The sequence below is a fragment of the Pseudoalteromonas phenolica genome (genome assembly GCF_001444405.1).
GTDB lineage: Bacteria > Pseudomonadota > Gammaproteobacteria > Enterobacterales > Alteromonadaceae > Pseudoalteromonas > Pseudoalteromonas phenolica.
In genome coordinates this window covers 1,113,565-1,130,057 of record NZ_CP013187.1, presented here as the reverse complement: position 1 = coordinate 1,130,057, position 16,493 = coordinate 1,113,565, and the positions used below count along the sequence as shown (strand labels likewise).

General features: G+C 39.6%; 13 protein-coding genes. 9 read left to right on the top strand and 4 right to left on the bottom strand.

Features of this window, described 5'->3' with window-relative positions; all coding sequences use genetic code 11:
• Position 1: 1 nt before the first annotated feature.
• Genes djlA through PP2015_RS05055 form a run of 3 tightly spaced genes read right to left on the bottom strand, consistent with a single transcriptional unit; the run spans position 2 to position 2,527 of the window.
• Complete coding sequence (gene djlA / locus PP2015_RS05065) at positions 2 to 856, bottom strand: co-chaperone DjlA (protein WP_058029239.1); 855 nt, start codon at positions 854 to 856, stop codon at positions 2 to 4.
• Positions 846 to 1,520 carry an N-acetylmuramate alpha-1-phosphate uridylyltransferase MurU gene (gene murU / locus PP2015_RS05060; RefSeq protein ID WP_058029238.1) on the bottom strand — a complete coding sequence of 225 codons (675 nt, stop codon included), beginning with the start codon at positions 1,518 to 1,520 and terminating at the stop codon, positions 846 to 848. Before murU ends, djlA begins: the two co-directional genes overlap by 11 nt.
• Entirely contained in the window at positions 1,517 to 2,527 is a 1,011-nt protein-coding gene (locus PP2015_RS05055) for an aminoglycoside phosphotransferase family protein (RefSeq protein WP_227009188.1), read from the bottom strand. The genes murU and PP2015_RS05055 overlap by 4 nt, the downstream gene beginning before the upstream one ends.
• 88 nt (positions 2,528 to 2,615) lie before the next feature.
• On the opposite strand from PP2015_RS05055, the gene lptD reads away from it, so the two are divergent.
• From lptD to PP2015_RS05015, 8 genes are all read left to right on the top strand, one after another.
• Entirely contained in the window at positions 2,616 to 4,865 is a 2,250-nt protein-coding gene (lptD, locus tag PP2015_RS05050; protein ID WP_058029237.1) for an LPS assembly protein LptD, read from the top strand.
• Between the two features lie 17 nt (positions 4,866 to 4,882).
• Positions 4,883 to 6,175 carry a peptidylprolyl isomerase SurA gene (gene surA, locus PP2015_RS05045; protein WP_058029236.1) on the top strand — a complete coding sequence of 431 codons (1,293 nt, stop codon included), beginning with the start codon at positions 4,883 to 4,885 and terminating at the stop codon, positions 6,173 to 6,175.
• 7 nt (positions 6,176 to 6,182) lie between these two features.
• Complete coding sequence (pdxA, locus tag PP2015_RS05040) at positions 6,183 to 7,172, top strand: 4-hydroxythreonine-4-phosphate dehydrogenase PdxA (RefSeq protein ID WP_058029235.1); 990 nt, start codon at positions 6,183 to 6,185, stop codon at positions 7,170 to 7,172.
• On the top strand, positions 7,172 to 7,978 hold the full coding sequence (gene rsmA / locus PP2015_RS05035; protein ID WP_058029234.1) for a 16S rRNA (adenine(1518)-N(6)/adenine(1519)-N(6))-dimethyltransferase RsmA: 807 nt from the start codon (positions 7,172 to 7,174) through the stop codon (positions 7,976 to 7,978). Before pdxA ends, rsmA begins: the two co-directional genes overlap by 1 nt.
• The gene (gene apaG / locus PP2015_RS05030) at positions 7,962 to 8,351 is read left to right on the top strand and encodes a Co2+/Mg2+ efflux protein ApaG (RefSeq protein ID WP_058029233.1); all 390 of its coding nucleotides are present in this window, start codon (positions 7,962 to 7,964) and stop codon (positions 8,349 to 8,351) included. Before rsmA ends, apaG begins: the two co-directional genes overlap by 17 nt.
• Positions 8,352 to 8,353: 2 nt before the next feature.
• Positions 8,354 to 9,151: a symmetrical bis(5'-nucleosyl)-tetraphosphatase gene (locus PP2015_RS05025; protein WP_058029232.1), complete on the top strand. Its 798-nt coding sequence runs from the start codon at positions 8,354 to 8,356 to the stop codon at positions 9,149 to 9,151.
• Between the two features lie 112 nt (positions 9,152 to 9,263).
• Positions 9,264 to 11,279, top strand: coding sequence for a HAMP domain-containing methyl-accepting chemotaxis protein (locus tag PP2015_RS05020; RefSeq protein WP_058029231.1), 2,016 nt, complete (start codon positions 9,264 to 9,266; stop codon positions 11,277 to 11,279).
• A gap of 425 nt (positions 11,280 to 11,704) precedes the next feature.
• Positions 11,705 to 13,342 carry a methyl-accepting chemotaxis protein gene (locus PP2015_RS05015; protein ID WP_058031545.1) on the top strand — a complete coding sequence of 546 codons (1,638 nt, stop codon included), beginning with the start codon at positions 11,705 to 11,707 and terminating at the stop codon, positions 13,340 to 13,342.
• An 80-nt stretch (positions 13,343 to 13,422) separates the two neighbouring features.
• Here PP2015_RS05015 and putP read toward each other — a convergent pair whose 3' ends face one another.
• On the bottom strand, positions 13,423 to 14,907 hold the full coding sequence (putP, locus tag PP2015_RS05010) for a sodium/proline symporter PutP (protein WP_058029230.1): 1,485 nt from the start codon (positions 14,905 to 14,907) through the stop codon (positions 13,423 to 13,425).
• Positions 14,908 to 15,151: 244 nt separating this feature from the next.
• On the opposite strand from putP, the gene PP2015_RS05005 reads away from it, so the two are divergent.
• Positions 15,152 to 16,378, top strand: a complete 1,227-nt coding sequence (locus PP2015_RS05005) for an EAL and HDOD domain-containing protein (RefSeq protein WP_058029229.1) — start codon at positions 15,152 to 15,154, stop codon at positions 16,376 to 16,378.
• Positions 16,379 to 16,493 lie beyond the last annotated feature (115 nt).

The following is a 16,493-nucleotide window of genomic DNA, read 5'->3' as shown; positions in this document are numbered from 1 at the left end:
ATTACTTAGCTTTAAGAAACTCGTAAGCTGATTGAATATCTTGGCTTTTCTGTTTTGCAACTTCCATCATGTGAGGTGGTAAACCTTGTGAAACCAGTTTATCAGGGTGATGTTGTGACATGAGTTTTCGATAAGCGCGTTTAATGTCTTTTTCATTGGCGCTTTTCGATAAACCTAACACGGCCAAAGCATTATCTCGGTTTAAAGAAGGCGGTTCAGCTCTATGTCTATAATTTGATTGCTGTTCTGAATGATAACTTGACTGTTGACCCTGCTGCTGACTTCGTTGTTTCCTAAACTGAAATTCAGCCTGATATCGATTCAATAGAAACTGAAAATGTCGGCTTGATAAACCAAGCAACTTGCTTACTTGTTGCAAAAGTTGCTTTTCTTGTTCCGCCAAATATCCATCCGAAAATGCCATTTGAATTTGAATTTCTAAGAACAACTGAAGTAAATCATAGCGGCGTCCGAAGACTTCTTTCACATCCCGAATTGATTCTTTTAATGAAAACTCGCCCGACTTGCCTGATCGAAATGCATTCTGAGCTTCTTTTCTTTCTTCACCATGCAAGCCCATATCGTCCATAAAGGCTGTGGCTGCTCTAATATGGATTTCGCTTACTCGTCCATTAGATTTTGCTATATGTCCCATCACAGCAAAACAACTCGAAAAAAACAATGCCTGCCTTTGGTCCAATTCACCTTTATCAAAAAAGCCCTGAAAACCACCTGCTTTATCAAAATCTTGCTTTAAACTTTTGTCAAATAAGTGACCAAGCCAGAAGCCAAGTGCGGCGCCAAGCCAGCGGCCAAACATAAAACCAAAGCATGTACCAAGTAGCTTACCCCACATATGCCATTCCTACTTGCTCATTGATTTGCTTTAATCTTTCAGGGGTCCCTATGTCTGACCATAAGTTTAAATATAACTCTCTTGATACCCGGCACTCTTCGATACCTTGCCTTAGCAAAGGGCCCAAAGCTAAAAACTGGTTGTCATAGGCATCAAAAAATGACTTTTGGTATAAGCCTATACCTGAAAAGGTGAATTTTTGCATTTGATTGGCTAACCCCAGCGTGAAATCACCGTCTGGATGATGTGGAGGGTTCTCGACTAAAACGATATGGGCTTCTCCCTCATCTAACACCAACTGTGTTAGAGCATGGACATTATAATCTGTAAAAATATCACCATTGATAACAATAAATTTATCAGTTTCTTTGCACAAAAGAGGCAGCGCATTAATAATGCCGCCAGCGGTTTCTAAGCCGCCTTCAGGCTCAAAGCTATATTCAATCGAAACGCCTAAGTGAGCGCCATCACCAAAATACTGCGCTATTTTATCTCCTTGCCAAGCAAGGTTAATGACAATGTCAGTGATCCCTGCATCTTTCAAACGCTCAATATGATATTCAATTAAAGGTTTGTTATTAACTTTTAGCATAGGCTTAGGCAATTCTGCGGTCAAAGGCATCATACGCTTGCCTCTACCTGCAGCAAGGATCATTGCTTTCATAGTTGCGGCTCTAATTTAAGCTTTATTAGTGGGATTATCTCATTGTCGAGCCAAGTTGCAAGCCATTGAAATTGCTCATACTGAGTACAAACATCATATACATAACTTAAAGTAGGTAAGATATTTTGCAGATAACCCTTTTTGTTATCTCTTAAAAACAAGCGGCAAAATATTCCCGAAGCCTTGAGGTGTCGTTGTAAACCGGTGAGATGAAAATAATAGCAGTACTTCTCAAAAGACATGCTCTCCATCATTTCCTGCTTGCTCATAAGTTCATAATTGTATTTTAATAACTGTTCGAACTCATCTTTCGGTAGGGTAAAATAGCAATCCTTGAGCAAAGATACAGCATCATAGCTGATAGGACCTTGAACTGCATCTTGGAAATCTATTAACGCCCATCCACTCGATGTTTTCATAATATTTCTGGAATGGAAGTCTCGATGCATTGTCACTTGAGGTTGTTCTAGCATGATATCCACCAAAACTGTTTCCAACTCATGCCAAAATCGTGAATACTCCCTAGATAACTCTATTCCTAGCCACCTTTCAAGTAGCCATTCTTTGAAAATGGTAATTTCTAAACGAATAAACTCTTTATCATATGGCTTCATCCACTGACTCGGCGCAATGGATGCAATCTGAGGTAACAAATCCAATACAGTTTTGTACTCCGATATTCTACTATCCAAGCTCAAACGATCAGCCAAGTGCTCAGCGCCTAGATCGCTCAACAAAATAAAGCCTAGCTCTAAATTTTTTGCGATCACTTGCGGTACAACCAACCCAGCCTCAGCGAAATCTTGTTGCAACCCCACAAACGGTCGATTATCAATTAGCTCAACTGGAGAATCCATTAAGATCAAGTTTTTAGAGTCTGTTATCACACGATAATACTGCCTGAAACTCGCATCAGAGGTTATCGCTTGATAGGAAAAGGGTTGCTCTTCTAAGCATTTTGCTAGAAAAGCATCTAATTGTGTTTTTCTGTTGTCGCTCTTTATCACAATTTTACATTCTTAATTACTGAATTTAACTCTGTTTTACTTTATTATGTGCTGTCCTTGAGGTAACAACTGGCAAACAGGTTAATTAATGAACAAAATTTGGCTAACCGCGGCACTATTTCCTATCTGTCCTGCAGTGTTTGCAGCAACAGAGATTGAAAAGCCTTTGCTTTGCCAAAGTAATAATATGCCTAAGCAGTGGCAACCTCTCACAGGCTTACCAAAAAATGCAATCGATATTCGTGCTGATCAAGTAAAAATAAATAATACAACGAGTGCGCAATTTGCTGGTAATGTTGTAATAAACACAGAGCAAATGCAACTCTCTGCAAGTTCAGCACTCTTTAACAAACAAAGCTTACAGCTTAATGCCGAAGGGCCATTAGTTTATCAAGATCCCTACACGCTTGTTCAAAGTAACGGACTATTTGCTGACTTAAATAATTATCACATAGACCTCATGGGTGCAGATTATCAGCTTACCCAACAGCTAGGTCATGGTGGAGCCGCCCAATTATCTGCTCGTGAAAATAGCATTGACCTTCTGAATGCAAGCTTTACCACTTGTCCATCTGATAAACCATTTTGGTCGATTGAAGCGAGCACAATAAGTTTGTCTAAAACCGAAGGTTGGGGAGAAACTTACAACGCTGTTTTAAGAATTTTAGATACTCCTGTTATTTATATTCCTTATTTCACTTTCCCAATTGACGACAGGCGTAAAACAGGTCTTCTTGCACCCACTATATCAAGCTCAGAACGCTATGGGCTAGAGCTAGCGACTCCTTTTTATTGGAATATCGCACCAAACTATGACGCGACTATTACGCCTAGATACATGTCTAAAAAAGGCATTCAGCTTAATACAGAGTTTAGATATTTAACGCCTCGTCATTCTGGCTTATTTGCGATCGAATTCTTAGAGAAAGATGATTCTGAACCAGAATTAGAAGAACGTTATTTATTGTTCTGGCAACAAAATAGTTACTTCAATGAAAAATGGCGTGCAAGTGTTGATATCACTAATGTCAGTGATGATAACTATTTAACTGATTTAAACTCCGAATATGGTAATGCGACAGATACCCAACTATACCGAACAGGAACATTAGACTACCTTGGTGATGTTTGGTCTGCACAAATTAAAGTACAAAACTTTGAAGTACTTGGTGATCACCAAGAGTCGTATGCTGCCCTGCCTCAAATAACTTGGCAAACCACTGATTCAATATCATGGCAAGGGATTGACTGGTCATTACATGGCGAATTTAGTCATTTTAAAAACGATGAATTAGTCATCACAGATGCTTCAAGACTTCATATTGAGCCAAAGGCCAGTTTCGCCATTAATGACACAGCTTGGTCATTTTTGTCAGAAGCAAGTATCTTGCATACATACTATCAACAAAAAGGTGATTTCAACGAGGCTCAGTATAAAAAGAGAGTAAGCCGAACCTTACCTAAGCTGAGAATACACGCTCAAATGAATCTTGAGCGTCAAACAAAATTTGTTGTTAATGATGGGGTTCAAACACTAGAACCACAACTGCAATACTTGTATGTGCCTAAGAAAGACCAAGACAATATCGGTCTTTATGATACGACCAAAATGCAGGATGACTTTGCTGGTCTATTCAGAGAACAGCGCTTTTCTGGCGTCGACCGCATCGCTCAAGCTAATCAGTTTACTGTAGGCGCAACCACCCGTATTTTTGATAATAAGAACCAAGAGCGCTTTAATTTAAGTATCGGTCAAATCATTTATTTAGATAATAATGTCAAGCCAACTCGTCAGAACCCTTTGAATAAAACAAACTATAATGCCTTGTTTGCTGCGGAAAGCATGATACATTGGCATCGTAGATGGTACTTATCTGCGGGCATTCAATACGATGCTGACACTAAACAGTTAATTCAATCTCACGCAACAATTGACTATAAAGGTGATAAAAATCAGCTAGTGCAATTGAACCATCGGTATGCAAACGATGTCTCAGGTTATGAAATTGATCAAATTGGCTTTTTTACCAGTGTACCTATCAACCAACAATGGCAATTGATTGCAAGCTATCACAGAGATTTAGTGTCAAAAAGAAGCACTGAGTTTTTTGCAGGTTTGCAATATGAAAGCTGCTGTTGGGCTGTTCAGCTCACTGGAAACAGACAAATCCAAACCGATTTAAATAAAACAATTAACCAAGATGAGGCTCTCTTTGATACCAGCATTCGTCTTAACTTTGTACTCAAAGGGTTGGGTGGTAAATCAAACAATGATGTAAGTCAATTATTGCAACAGGGTATTTTTGGCTACCGTCGACCTTATTTTTTGAATAACTAGTAAAACAATAGAGCATTATGAATTTAAAAACGTTGTTAATCGCCGCCCTGATGGGATTAGGCTTCAGTCAAGCTGCTTTAGCTGAACGGGTGCAATTAGATAAAGTAGTCGCTACCGTGAATGATGGTGTCGTTCTGCAAAGCGAAGTTAATAAAGTTATCTCTCGAGTAAAACAACAAGCAAAAGAGCAAAATACTCAATTACCTTCTGATAGTACACTGCGTATACAAGCGATCGATAGACTAGTAGATCAATCTCTTCTATTACAGTTAGCTGAAAGAATGGGATTAGAAATTTCAGATGCTCAACTTGACCAAACACTAGCAAATATTGCTTCTGAGCAAGGGGCAACAATCGCTGACTTGAGAAAGTCTATTGAAGCGACCGGTGAAAGTTTTAAGGCTTACCGTGAAGAAATTAGGCAAGAAATTACTATAAGCCAAGTTCGACGTGCAAATGTTGACCGTCGTATTTACATTAACCCGCAAGAAATTTCAAATTTACAAACCATCCTAGAGCAACAAACTGGTCAATCAGAAGAGTACGATATTGGCCATATTTTAGTAAAAGTACCTAGCAAAGCATCACCAGAAGAATTAGATGATGCCAGAAACCGTGCAAACAAAGTTATTGAGTTTTTGAATGATGGAAAAGATTTCAAACGCATCGCAATTGCTTCTTCTAGCGGTGCTAAAGCACTTGATGGTGGTCAGTTAGGATGGATGGGAATCAATGAAATGCCATCTTTATTTGCTGAAGCCGTTAAAGGTAAAAAGAAAGATGACATTATCGGACCACTCCGCTCAGGTGCAGGCTTCCATATTTTAAAAGTTCAAGACATTCGAGGCAGACAGGTTGTTGAAACAACAGAAGTTCGCTCTCGACATATTTTGATCAAACCTTCTATTATTTTAAGTGAAGAAAAAGCACGCTCTATGCTTGCTGGTTTCGTTAAAGACCTACGTGCTGGTGATGCAGAGTTTGCAGACTTAGCAAAGGAGTATTCAGAAGATCCTGGTTCTGCATTGAAAGGAGGTGAGTACGATTGGACAGATCCAACGACTTACGTACCTGCATTTAGAGATACGCTACTTTCGCTTGATAAAAATGAAATCAGTGAACCATTTAGATCAACATTTGGTTGGCATATTGTACAACTACTTGATAAGCGAGTGGCTGATAAAACTGACCTTGCAAAGAAAAATAGAGCTCATGGCATCCTTTATAATCGAAAGTTTAAAGAAGAAAGCTTACGTTGGATGAGTGAAATGAGAGAACAAGCAAACATTGATGTTTTTCCTACAGAATAGGTAATATATGACCATTCGTATCGCTATTACACCTGGTGAACCCGCAGGCATTGGACCTGACTTAGTTATTAAGCTTGCGCAGAAATCTTGGCCTGTTCAACTCGTTGCTGTCGTAGATAAAACTATCTTGGAAAAGCGAGCGAAAGAGCTAGGTGAAACAATCAACCTAATCCCTTTTGATGAAAAAGAGGACGCGATTGTTGCCCCTGCAGGTAGTTTGTTTTATCTGCAAATTGAAAAAGGGGAAGAAGTCACGCCTGGAAAGTTAAATGAAGCGAATGGTCAATACGTATTAGAAACACTCAGAGTCGCATCACAAAAGAACATGGACGGCACATTTGCTGCAGTTGTTACAGGTCCTGTTCATAAAGGTATAATCAATCAAGCTGGCATATCTTTCAGTGGCCACACTGAATTTTTTGCTCAGCAGTCAAATACCCAAGATGTTGTTATGATGCTCGCCACAGAAGGATTACGTGTTGCGCTTGTGACAACTCATATTCCACTGGCATATGTCTCTAGAGCAATCACACACGATCGCCTTACGAAAGTCATAAATATTCTTAACCATGACTTACAGACTAAGTTCGGTATTGCTCAACCAAAAATCTTAGTCTGTGGCCTCAATCCGCATGCCGGTGAAGGTGGTCATTTAGGCAGAGAAGAAATTGAAACAATTGAACCAGCCCTCGATGCACTGAATAATCAGGGCATGTCTCTCATTGGCCCCCTACCGGCCGATACACTGTTTCAATCTAAATACCTTGATAATGCTGATGCAGTGCTCGCAATGTATCACGATCAAGGTTTGCCTGTGCTAAAATACAAAGGCTTTGGTAACTCAGTGAATATTACACTAGGTTTACCTTTCGTTAGAACATCCGTAGATCATGGCACAGCTCTAGATTTAGCCGCCACAGGGCAAATTGAAGTAGGTAGCTTTGATTTAGCGATCCGCGAAGCTATAAAGCTCGCCTCAAAAAAAGCAATGAATTAATGACAGATAAAGTACATTTAGGTCACAGAGCGCGTAAACGCTTTGGACAAAACTTTTTACACGATGAAATGATCATCGATAAAATCGTCACCGCGATTGATCCGAAGCCTGCTGATAATCTAGTTGAGATTGGTCCAGGCTTGGGTGCTATTACAGAACCCGTAACTGATTTAAGTGGTCAATTAACCGTCGTTGAACTCGATAAAGACTTAGCAGAAAGGTTAACGCAACACCCATTCCTAGGACCTAAGCTAACCGTTCACCAAGGTGATGCAATGAAGTTCGACTTCGCAAGTCTAATTCGCGAAGATGAAAAGCTTAAGGTGTTCGGTAACTTACCCTACAATGTCTCAACACCATTGCTATTCCATTTATTTGAGTTTGTTGACAACATTGAACACATGCACTTTATGCTACAAAAAGAAGTAGTTAAACGCATGGTAGCAGGTCCGGGTTCAAAAGCTTTCGGGCGCTTAAGTGTCATGACTCAGTATTACTGTCATGCAATGCCTGTGATTGATGTGCCGCCAGAATGTTTTAAGCCAGCTCCTAAAGTCGACTCGGCAGTAGTAAGATTAATCCCTAAGAAAGCTGAGCAACGTACAGCAAAAAGCACAAAGCTTTTAAACACGGTTTGCCTGGAAGCGTTTAATCAACGCAGAAAAACGCTGCGCAATAGCTTATCAAACTTATTAACCGCTGATGAACTAACATCTCTTGGCATTGACCCATCATTACGTGCAGAAAGTTTATCTTTAGCTCAATTTATTGATATCGCAAATTGGATTTATGACAACAAGCAGTAACTTAGGATCGCCTATAAAGGTATCTGTAGAAACCATGTACGTTGAGCACCAATCTCAACCGGAAAAAGATAAGTATGTTTTCGCTTACACTATTACTATAAAAAATCATAGTTTATGTAATGCAAAACTAGAAAGTCGCTACTGGCTCATTACTGACGCAAATGGCAAAGAAACAGAAGTTGAAGGTGAAGGTGTCGTTGGTGAACGCCCGACAATCGCCCCAGGTGAAACATATTCTTACACCAGCGGTGCAGTTTTAGATACACCGGTTGGTACCATGCAGGGTCACTATGTTATGAGAAATGAGTTTGGTACTGAGTTCCAAGCTCCGATCGATGTATTTAGATTAGCACGTCCGAATATTCTCCATTAATTATGGCCAATTACGCAGTCGGTGATCTACAAGGGTGTTTTACACCCTTCATTAAGTTGCTCTCTGAAGTGGGGTTCAACCCAAGTAGAGATCATCTTTACCTTGTGGGCGATCTTATAGCCCGAGGTCCCGACTCACTTTCGTGTCTAGACTTTGTATATCAAAATCAAGATGCGCTGACCGTTACTCTTGGTAATCATGACCTTCACTTTATTGCTTGTTACCTAATTGGCAAACAACCCAACCCGAAAGATAAGCTAGCTTCCGTATTCTCCAGTAAATTATGCGAACACTATGTTTCTTTTTTAAGAACGCAACCACTCGCTGTCTACCTTGAACACCAATCTACATTTATTTCTCACGCGGGTATTCACCCTTATTGGAGTATTGAACAAGCACTGAATTATGCCCAAACAGCAACGCATAATTACCAGAGTCACGAAGCAAATCTTTTTTTTGAAAATATGTATGGCAGCAAAGATCCCGCTTACTCCCCAAATAAAGATTTTTTAACAAACTTCAAAATCATTGTTAATGTTTTAACAAGAATGCGTTTCTTAGAGCAGTCAGGTAACTTGAATTTTTTTGAAAAAGGCAAGCCTAGAGAAAGTGCTTTAAAACCTTGGTTCACCCATAGCCGCTTCAAAAATGATAAAAACCGTTATGTATTTGGACATTGGGCAGCCCTTGAGGGGGTGACTAATATTGAAAATATAATTGCATTAGACACAGGTTGTGTCTGGGGTGGGAACATGACATTACTTAACCTAGACACTGGTGAACAATATTTAAGCAAATAACTTGTTTATCCTCCCTTTTTACTGAATTATTTTGCTACATCTGCTATAAAATACTTAACTTATCTGTTACCAGACCGATATATTACTGTCTTAAGCAACTTACGGAATCGATATGAATTTCACTGTTAGTCAACGTATTTGGGGTGGGTTTATCTTCATCACCTTGTTACTCCTTATGATTGGGGGTAATTCTCTCCTGAGAATTGCAAATATTGACAGCTCATCTCAACAAGTGAATAACCTGTCTCTGCCAGCATTAACCAATAGCTCTGAGCTACAAGTAGAGTTCACACAGATGAGTAAGCTAGCTCAAAGTAGTTTTTTCGCTACGCAAACTTCTGAGCTCCAACAATTAAAGACTCAATTCAAAAAACGACAAGAGAACTTTAAAAGTGCTTACAGTAAATTAGAACTAGTTGTACAAACTAACCCTGATTTGTCTCAGCGCGCAAATAAAGTAGGTGATACATTTAATAAGTTTCTTCCTACAGTTAATCTACTTCTAGACGACAAAGCAACCACACTACAAATCAAAAAAGATTTAGTAACACAACTTGAAGAAATAGAATTAGCAGCTGAAGATGCTACCACGAGCGTACTTGATATCCTCGATATTAGTGAGCTAAAAGCGAGCAGTCAAAGAGCTTATCAAGCTGCTTCAAGTCTTGAAAATCATTTCTCAAACCTTGTAACTAGCAGTAACGATCTAATCGATGCTGATAATACAAATACTGTTGATATCATCGCCAACGAGCAAGACTTCGCAATAAAAGAAATTGCACGAAATATCGAATTAATTAGAGGCCCAGTAAATTCACTTGAGCCTTCTTATTTAGAAGATTTAGAAGGCTATTACAGCGACCTAAAACAACAGATCAATGGTCAAAGTGGCTTAGCAAGTAACAAACGTGCTTTATTACAAACAGAGCTTAAAACTCGCCAAGCAGTAAATGATTCAGAGCTTGCGACAGAAGCAGCACTTAAGCAATTATCTGAGCTTGTAGCTCTTGCGAATGAAGTAGCGTTAGAGCTTCAAACTGGTGTACAAGATGATGTAAGCGCGGCCAACTTATGGACTTGGGTTGGTATGCTTGCTGCAACACTGATTGCCGTGGCTGTTGCTTATGTAACTGTCCAATTAATTACGAAACCACTTGCTGAAGTAAATAAAATTTTAACCATTGTTGCGAGCGGCGATATGACTCAACGCTTGGATGACAGTGCGCAAGATGAGTTTGGTGAGCTTTCTAGAAGTTGTAATACACTTATCGCAAGTTTAAGAGAACTCATTACAGGTATCGTATCTCGCTCAACACAGCTTGCAGCGGCGTCAGAACAAACATCAATGATTACCACCGAGTCGAGCCAAGCTATCAAGAGCCAGCAGGCTCAAGTTGAGCAAGCAGCTACTGCAACTACTGAAATGAGTAGCACTTCTCACGGTGTTAGTAATAGTGCACATCAAGCGCTACTTGAAATTAAGAATGCTGATAAAGAAGCTGAGCGTGTTAAAGGTATTTCACATGAGAATAAACATACCATTGAACAACTTGCTTCAGAAGTTGACGAAGCTTCTCGTGTTATCAACAAACTTCACCAAGACAGTGCCTCTATTGGTGGAATATTAGATGTTATTCGAGGGATTGCTGAACAAACTAACCTGCTTGCCTTGAACGCAGCTATTGAAGCAGCTCGTGCGGGTGAACAAGGTCGTGGCTTCGCTGTTGTAGCAGATGAAGTAAGATCTTTAGCAAGTAAAACACAAGAGTCAACTCAAGAAATACAATCAATGATTGAATCTCTTCAAGCTGGAGCTGAAGAGGCTGTAAATGCAATGTCTAAGGGCAAACAACAAGCGGTTTCTTGTGTAGAACAAAGTGATTTAGCTAACGAAGCCTTGAACAGCATTACCCAAGCTGTTTCTCAAGCACATGATGTAAGTGAAGAGATTTCAAATGCAGCTAACGAACAACAACAGGTTGCACAAGAGATCAGTGAGCGACTTGAGTCTATAGTGGCAATTGCTGAGCAAACTGCTGAAGGTGCAAATCAAACTTCAATATCAAGTTCAGAAGTCGCTAAACTCGCAGAAGAGCTGAGACAATCTGTAGAACAATTTAGAGTTTAGAAACTATACTTTTTCAAAAGCCCTCTTTAAAGAGGGCTTTTTTATTGCGCTTTCTTTTATAACCCCTCTCGATTTACGAGCTATTTTGAGGCTAGGAAATCTTGCTATTTAGCTCTTTTCAATAAGAAGTTTTAAACAAAGTTAAGGGCAATGTTAATCCCTCAAAATAAATTATTCCCATTGAGAATTGATATTAAAAGTCACCTACAACTTTAGGCTTAAGACCAATCGCTTATTGCCTTGATCTAGAATAAATAAACACTATAAACCTATGTTTTAAATATATTTGATTACTCTAATTATGACAAAATCAAATCTCTAAACTAAGCTAATTTTAATATTATTGAAGATTAGCCAGCATGCTTCTTCGCGCAAAAGCTATTTGCGATATTAAGATAAGCTTAAAGATAAAAGGTGGTGAATGTATGCAGTTTTTAAGAAACTTCTCAATATTTCAACGACTGCTGATGATACTTGGTGTGGTTGCAATTGGCTTAGTCTTGCTAAGCCTAACGAGCTTACCACAGCAATTTTCTAGTTTAGAACAGCAACAATATGAGAAAACTAAAAACCTTGTTGAAAATACCTTTGGCGTCATCGAACATTTTTATGGCTTACAGCAAGCAGGCGAAATGACACAAGATCAAGCTCAACAAGCCGCTCTTGATACCATCTCTAAACTCAGATATGACTCTGACAATTACTATTGGATCAATGACTATAACCCAAATATGGTTATGCACCCGATGAAACCTCAATTAGTCGGTAAATCACTTTCAGCGAGTAAAGACCCAGACGGGACATATCTATTTATGGAAATGGTCAAAATTGTTCGCCAGCAGGGTGAAGGGTTTGTTCCTTATAAATGGCCTAAGCCCGGCTTTGATGACCCTGTCGATAAGATCTCTTATGTTAAAGGGTTTGGTCCTTGGGAGTGGATCTTAGGCTCAGGTGTCTATTTAGATTCAATTGAAGAAGACTTTGCCGAACTTCGAAACCTGATGATTATCGATGTAGTTGTTCTACTCATCATTTTAGCTGCACTTATTTCTCTAATCAGTAACAGTATTCTTACTCCTGTAAATTTAGCCACCGAAATGATGAAAAATATTTCTCATGGCGAAGGTGACCTCACCCAAAGGTTAGATGAATCAGGCAAAGACGAGATATCACAGTTAGCGAACTACTTTAATGCCTATACAGAAAAAATGCGTCACTCTATTGAGAACGTCTCTCACAGCGCAACTGAAGTAGAGCGGCTTTCTAATTCAGTCGATGACACTGGCAAAGTGAATTTAAACCACATTGAACACCAAAATGATAATAGCCGACAAGTTGCGACAGCAGTTGAGCAAATGAGTATGCAGATAAGGGAAGTAAGCGAAAATGCAGAAGCCGCAGAGCATGCTGCTAATGACGCGCTTAAGAACAGTAACAATGGTAAACAAGTCGTCGCGAAAACTATCAGTGCGATAGAAACCTTATCTAGTAACATCCAAGAAGTCAGTGAAGTGACCACCGTGCTTGCTGAAGAAAGTAATAACATAGGCTCTGTACTAGATGTGATTAGAGGAATATCAGAACAAACCAATTTACTGGCCTTAAATGCAGCGATAGAGGCCGCAAGAGCGGGTGAGCAAGGTCGAGGATTTGCCGTGGTAGCAGATGAAGTTAGAACCCTTGCAAGCCGCACAGGGCAAAGTACCGATGAAATTCAAACCATGATAGAGAAATTGCAAAAAGGTGCTCAGGAAGCGGTGAGTGCTGTTCAGGCAAGTCAGCAAATTTCTGAAAACACAGTAAAGCAAGTTGCTGAAGCCGACGAAGTGTTAAATGAAATAGAGCGACTAATCATGTCTATTACAGATATGAATAGCCATATAGCTCGCGCAACGGAAGAGCAAAGCACGGCTGCGCAAGAGGTGAATATTCGTATAACTGATTTATCAGCGGCAACTGACCATTCTCTAGAAACAACGCATGCACTGACAGAAGCCAGTCTAAGTTTAAAACAAGCTAGTCACCAGCTATCTGAAATTGTTAAGGGATTTAAAATACATTAACTCAGTTTTTTGATAGCGAGCGTTATCTGTACACAAATTAAGAAAGGGAGCTATCGCTCCCTTTATTTCGCCTAGCTTATTTAAGCATTTAACTCTTGTTCATACTCAGCAAATTTATCGCTGATTTGCGCAGATGGTTCGTCAGTGATTAAACTCACTACCACAATGGCTATTGAAGAAAGAACAAAGCCAGGTACGATTTCATAAATTAAGCTACTTAAAGACTGGCCATTAATTTGGATCGGCGCATAAATCCAAATAAGAACGGTCCCTGCTCCGACTAACATACCTGCTAATGCACCAGCAAAGTTCATACGTTTCCACAGTAAGCTAAATAATACTAGCGGACCAAATGCTGCACCGAACCCTGCCCACGCATTACTTACCAAGTCTAAAATAGAGCTGTCACGGTCATACGCCAAATAGATAGCACACAATGCAACCAGCGCCACACTCACACGACCTACTAATACAAGTTCTTTGTCTGTCGCATCACGACGGATAAAGATTTTGTAGAAATCTTCTGTTAAAGAACTTGAACTTACCAATAACTGAGAAGAAATTGTGCTCATAATGGCCGCTAGAATAGCTGCCAGTAAGAAACCCGCAATCAGTGGGTGGAATAATAACTGTGACAAAATTAAAAATATTGTTTCAGGGTCGTCAACTACAAGGTTTTTCTCATGGGCATATGCGGCACCAAAAAGGCCTGTAAAGACTGCACCCAAGGCTGCAATTATCATCCAGCTCATACCGATACGACGTGCTACCGGCATGTCTTTTACGCTTCTGACTGACATAAAACGTACTATGATATGTGGCTGACCAAAATAACCTAGACCCCAAGACATGGCTGAGATAATACCGATTGCTCCCCCAGCGCCAATCCAAGTCATCATCTGCGGATTCAATTCATTAAGCGTGACAGAAAGTGGGTTATCTAGTAAAGAGAAAGTGACTAGAGGAACCAAAATTAACGCCACGAACATAATACACCCTTGTACAAAGTCTGTGAGGCTTACAGCTAAAAAACCACCAAACAAGGTATACAACACAACGACACCAGTCGTTATATATAAACCAGATTCATAGCTCATGCCGAAGGAGCTCTCGAATAGCTTACCACCCGCAACAACACCAGAAGATGTATACAAGGTGAAAAATACGATAATAACTAAAGCCGATACTATTCTTAGCGCATTACCTCTATCTTCAAAGCGATTTGCGAAGTAATCGGGAATGGTGATGGCATCATTTGCCACTTCCGTATAGACACGCAACCTCGGCGCCACCAGTAAATAGTTCAACCAAGCACCTATGATTAAGCCTGTTGCAATCCAAGTACTGCTGAAACCTGTTACAAACATTGCACCCGGTAAGCCCATCAAAATCCAACCACTCATGTCTGAAGCACCGGCAGAGAGTGCCGCAACACTTGGAGGTAGACTTCGCCCACCCAACATATAGCCTGAAACATCACTGGTTGACTTACGGTAAGCGTACAAGCCAATGCCCAACATTACGATAAAATACAAAACTAAAGATACTAAAGTACCTGTTTCCAAAACTTACCTCCATTTACTCATTAAGAGAATCTCGGTTGGTGAATAAATATTAATCTTATTATTAAGATGACTATAACATGTATGAAAAGTTAACCCCAGCCAAGTGCGGTTAACGCTATTCACTCAAGGGAAACTAAGAACAAAGGATTAACAAAGCTTACTTAAGTGTAAATTAGTTAATGATTTAATACGCATTATATTTTATATTTAATAATGTAAAGATAAGTAACAGGATCAGTAGTACATGTATTTTTATGCAGCCCGACAGCCTATTTTTGATAAAGACAAACAGCTTATGGGTTATGAGCTGCTATTTCGAGATGGCGTAGACAATGTTTTTCCGGACATTGATGGAGATGAAGCTACTTCAAAGCTCATTGAAGGGAGTCAGTTTAATTTTGGCTTGGAAGATTTAACAGATAATAAGCCTGCATATATTAATTTTACTTTGGATACCATTCTCAAAGGCTATCCGAGTATGCTACCAAGCAATCAAGTCGTTATTGAAATCCTCGAAACCGTTCAGCCAGGGAAACGCTTACTTGCTGCTGTTCAGGAATTAAAAAGCAAAGGCTATACCCTAGCCCTTGATGACTACAAACACCAAAAAGTATGGCGTCATTTTTACCCTTACATAGATCAAATCAAAGTCGATCTGCTGATAACTTCAGATGAAGAGATTAGTGAGCTTATTGACGCTACCAAAGAATATAATAATATTAAGCTCGTTGCAGAAAAGGTTGAAACCAATGCGCAATTTGAAAAAGCTGTGGCACTTGGCTTTAGTTACTTTCAAGGTTACTTCTTTGCAAAACCGGAAATGGTGAAAAGCAAATCATTGCCCCCTTCTGAAATGGCACTTGCAGAACTGCTCTATGAAACCTCAGTGGTTGATGTCGATATAAAAAAAATTACTTCTGTATTTGAAAGAGACGTCAACTTATCTTACAAACTTCTTCGCTATTCAAACTCTGCCGCTTTTAAACGCCGTGCCGAAATAAGCACAATCAAGCAAGCAGTGGTTGTGCTTGGCAACCAAGAGCTAAAAAAGTTTTTATCGCTCTTGTTCGCTGCACAAGTTTCATCAGAGAAACCTATAGAACTCATAAAACTGTCTCTCACTCGAGCACGTTTTTGTGAACTACTCGCTCAAAGACACAAGGGGATCCAAGACACCGGTATGGCTTTTTTGGTCGGTATGATGTCACTGATGGATGCGATTTTAGATGAGAGTATGGAAGGCGTTATGAAGAAACTACCTCTGAGTAATCTGATTAAAGAAGCCTTAGTACATAAACAAGGTATATTGGCACAATACCTAGGTCTAATAAAAGCCTATGAACAAGCTGATTGGGTTTTGACAGGTGAATATTGTGAACGTATTAAGTTTGATAATGACGCACTTCCTGAGATATACAATCAAGCACTTGCATGGGGTAATGAGCAGCTTCAAATCATGGAATGTGTTTAACCCCAACTTTATTTGATGTAAATCAATAATAAAGATGTCGTACCTAAAAACCCAGTTGGGTGCGACAATCTGTCACATCCCTACTCTTTTAAAAATCTATAAACTGCCCACAACT

What these genes read in the sequence shown, in the direction of transcription:
- djlA (WP_058029239.1), bottom strand. Translation starts at nt 856, where the DNA reads ATGTGGGGTAAGCTACTTGGTACATGCTTTGGTTTTATGTTTGGCCGC.
- murU (WP_058029238.1), bottom strand. Translation starts at nt 1,520, where the DNA reads ATGAAAGCAATGATCCTTGCTGCAGGTAGAGGCAAGCGTATGATGCCT.
- lptD (WP_058029237.1), top strand. Translation starts at nt 2,616, where the DNA reads ATGAACAAAATTTGGCTAACCGCGGCACTATTTCCTATCTGTCCTGCA.
- surA (WP_058029236.1), top strand. Translation starts at nt 4,883, where the DNA reads ATGAATTTAAAAACGTTGTTAATCGCCGCCCTGATGGGATTAGGCTTC.
- pdxA (WP_058029235.1), top strand. Translation starts at nt 6,183, where the DNA reads ATGACCATTCGTATCGCTATTACACCTGGTGAACCCGCAGGCATTGGA.
- rsmA (WP_058029234.1), top strand. Translation starts at nt 7,172, where the DNA reads ATGACAGATAAAGTACATTTAGGTCACAGAGCGCGTAAACGCTTTGGA.
- apaG (WP_058029233.1), top strand. Translation starts at nt 7,962, where the DNA reads ATGACAACAAGCAGTAACTTAGGATCGCCTATAAAGGTATCTGTAGAA.
- PP2015_RS05025 (WP_058029232.1), top strand. Translation starts at nt 8,354, where the DNA reads ATGGCCAATTACGCAGTCGGTGATCTACAAGGGTGTTTTACACCCTTC.
- PP2015_RS05020 (WP_058029231.1), top strand. Translation starts at nt 9,264, where the DNA reads ATGAATTTCACTGTTAGTCAACGTATTTGGGGTGGGTTTATCTTCATC.
- PP2015_RS05015 (WP_058031545.1), top strand. Translation starts at nt 11,705, where the DNA reads ATGCAGTTTTTAAGAAACTTCTCAATATTTCAACGACTGCTGATGATA.
- PP2015_RS05005 (WP_058029229.1), top strand. Translation starts at nt 15,152, where the DNA reads ATGTATTTTTATGCAGCCCGACAGCCTATTTTTGATAAAGACAAACAG.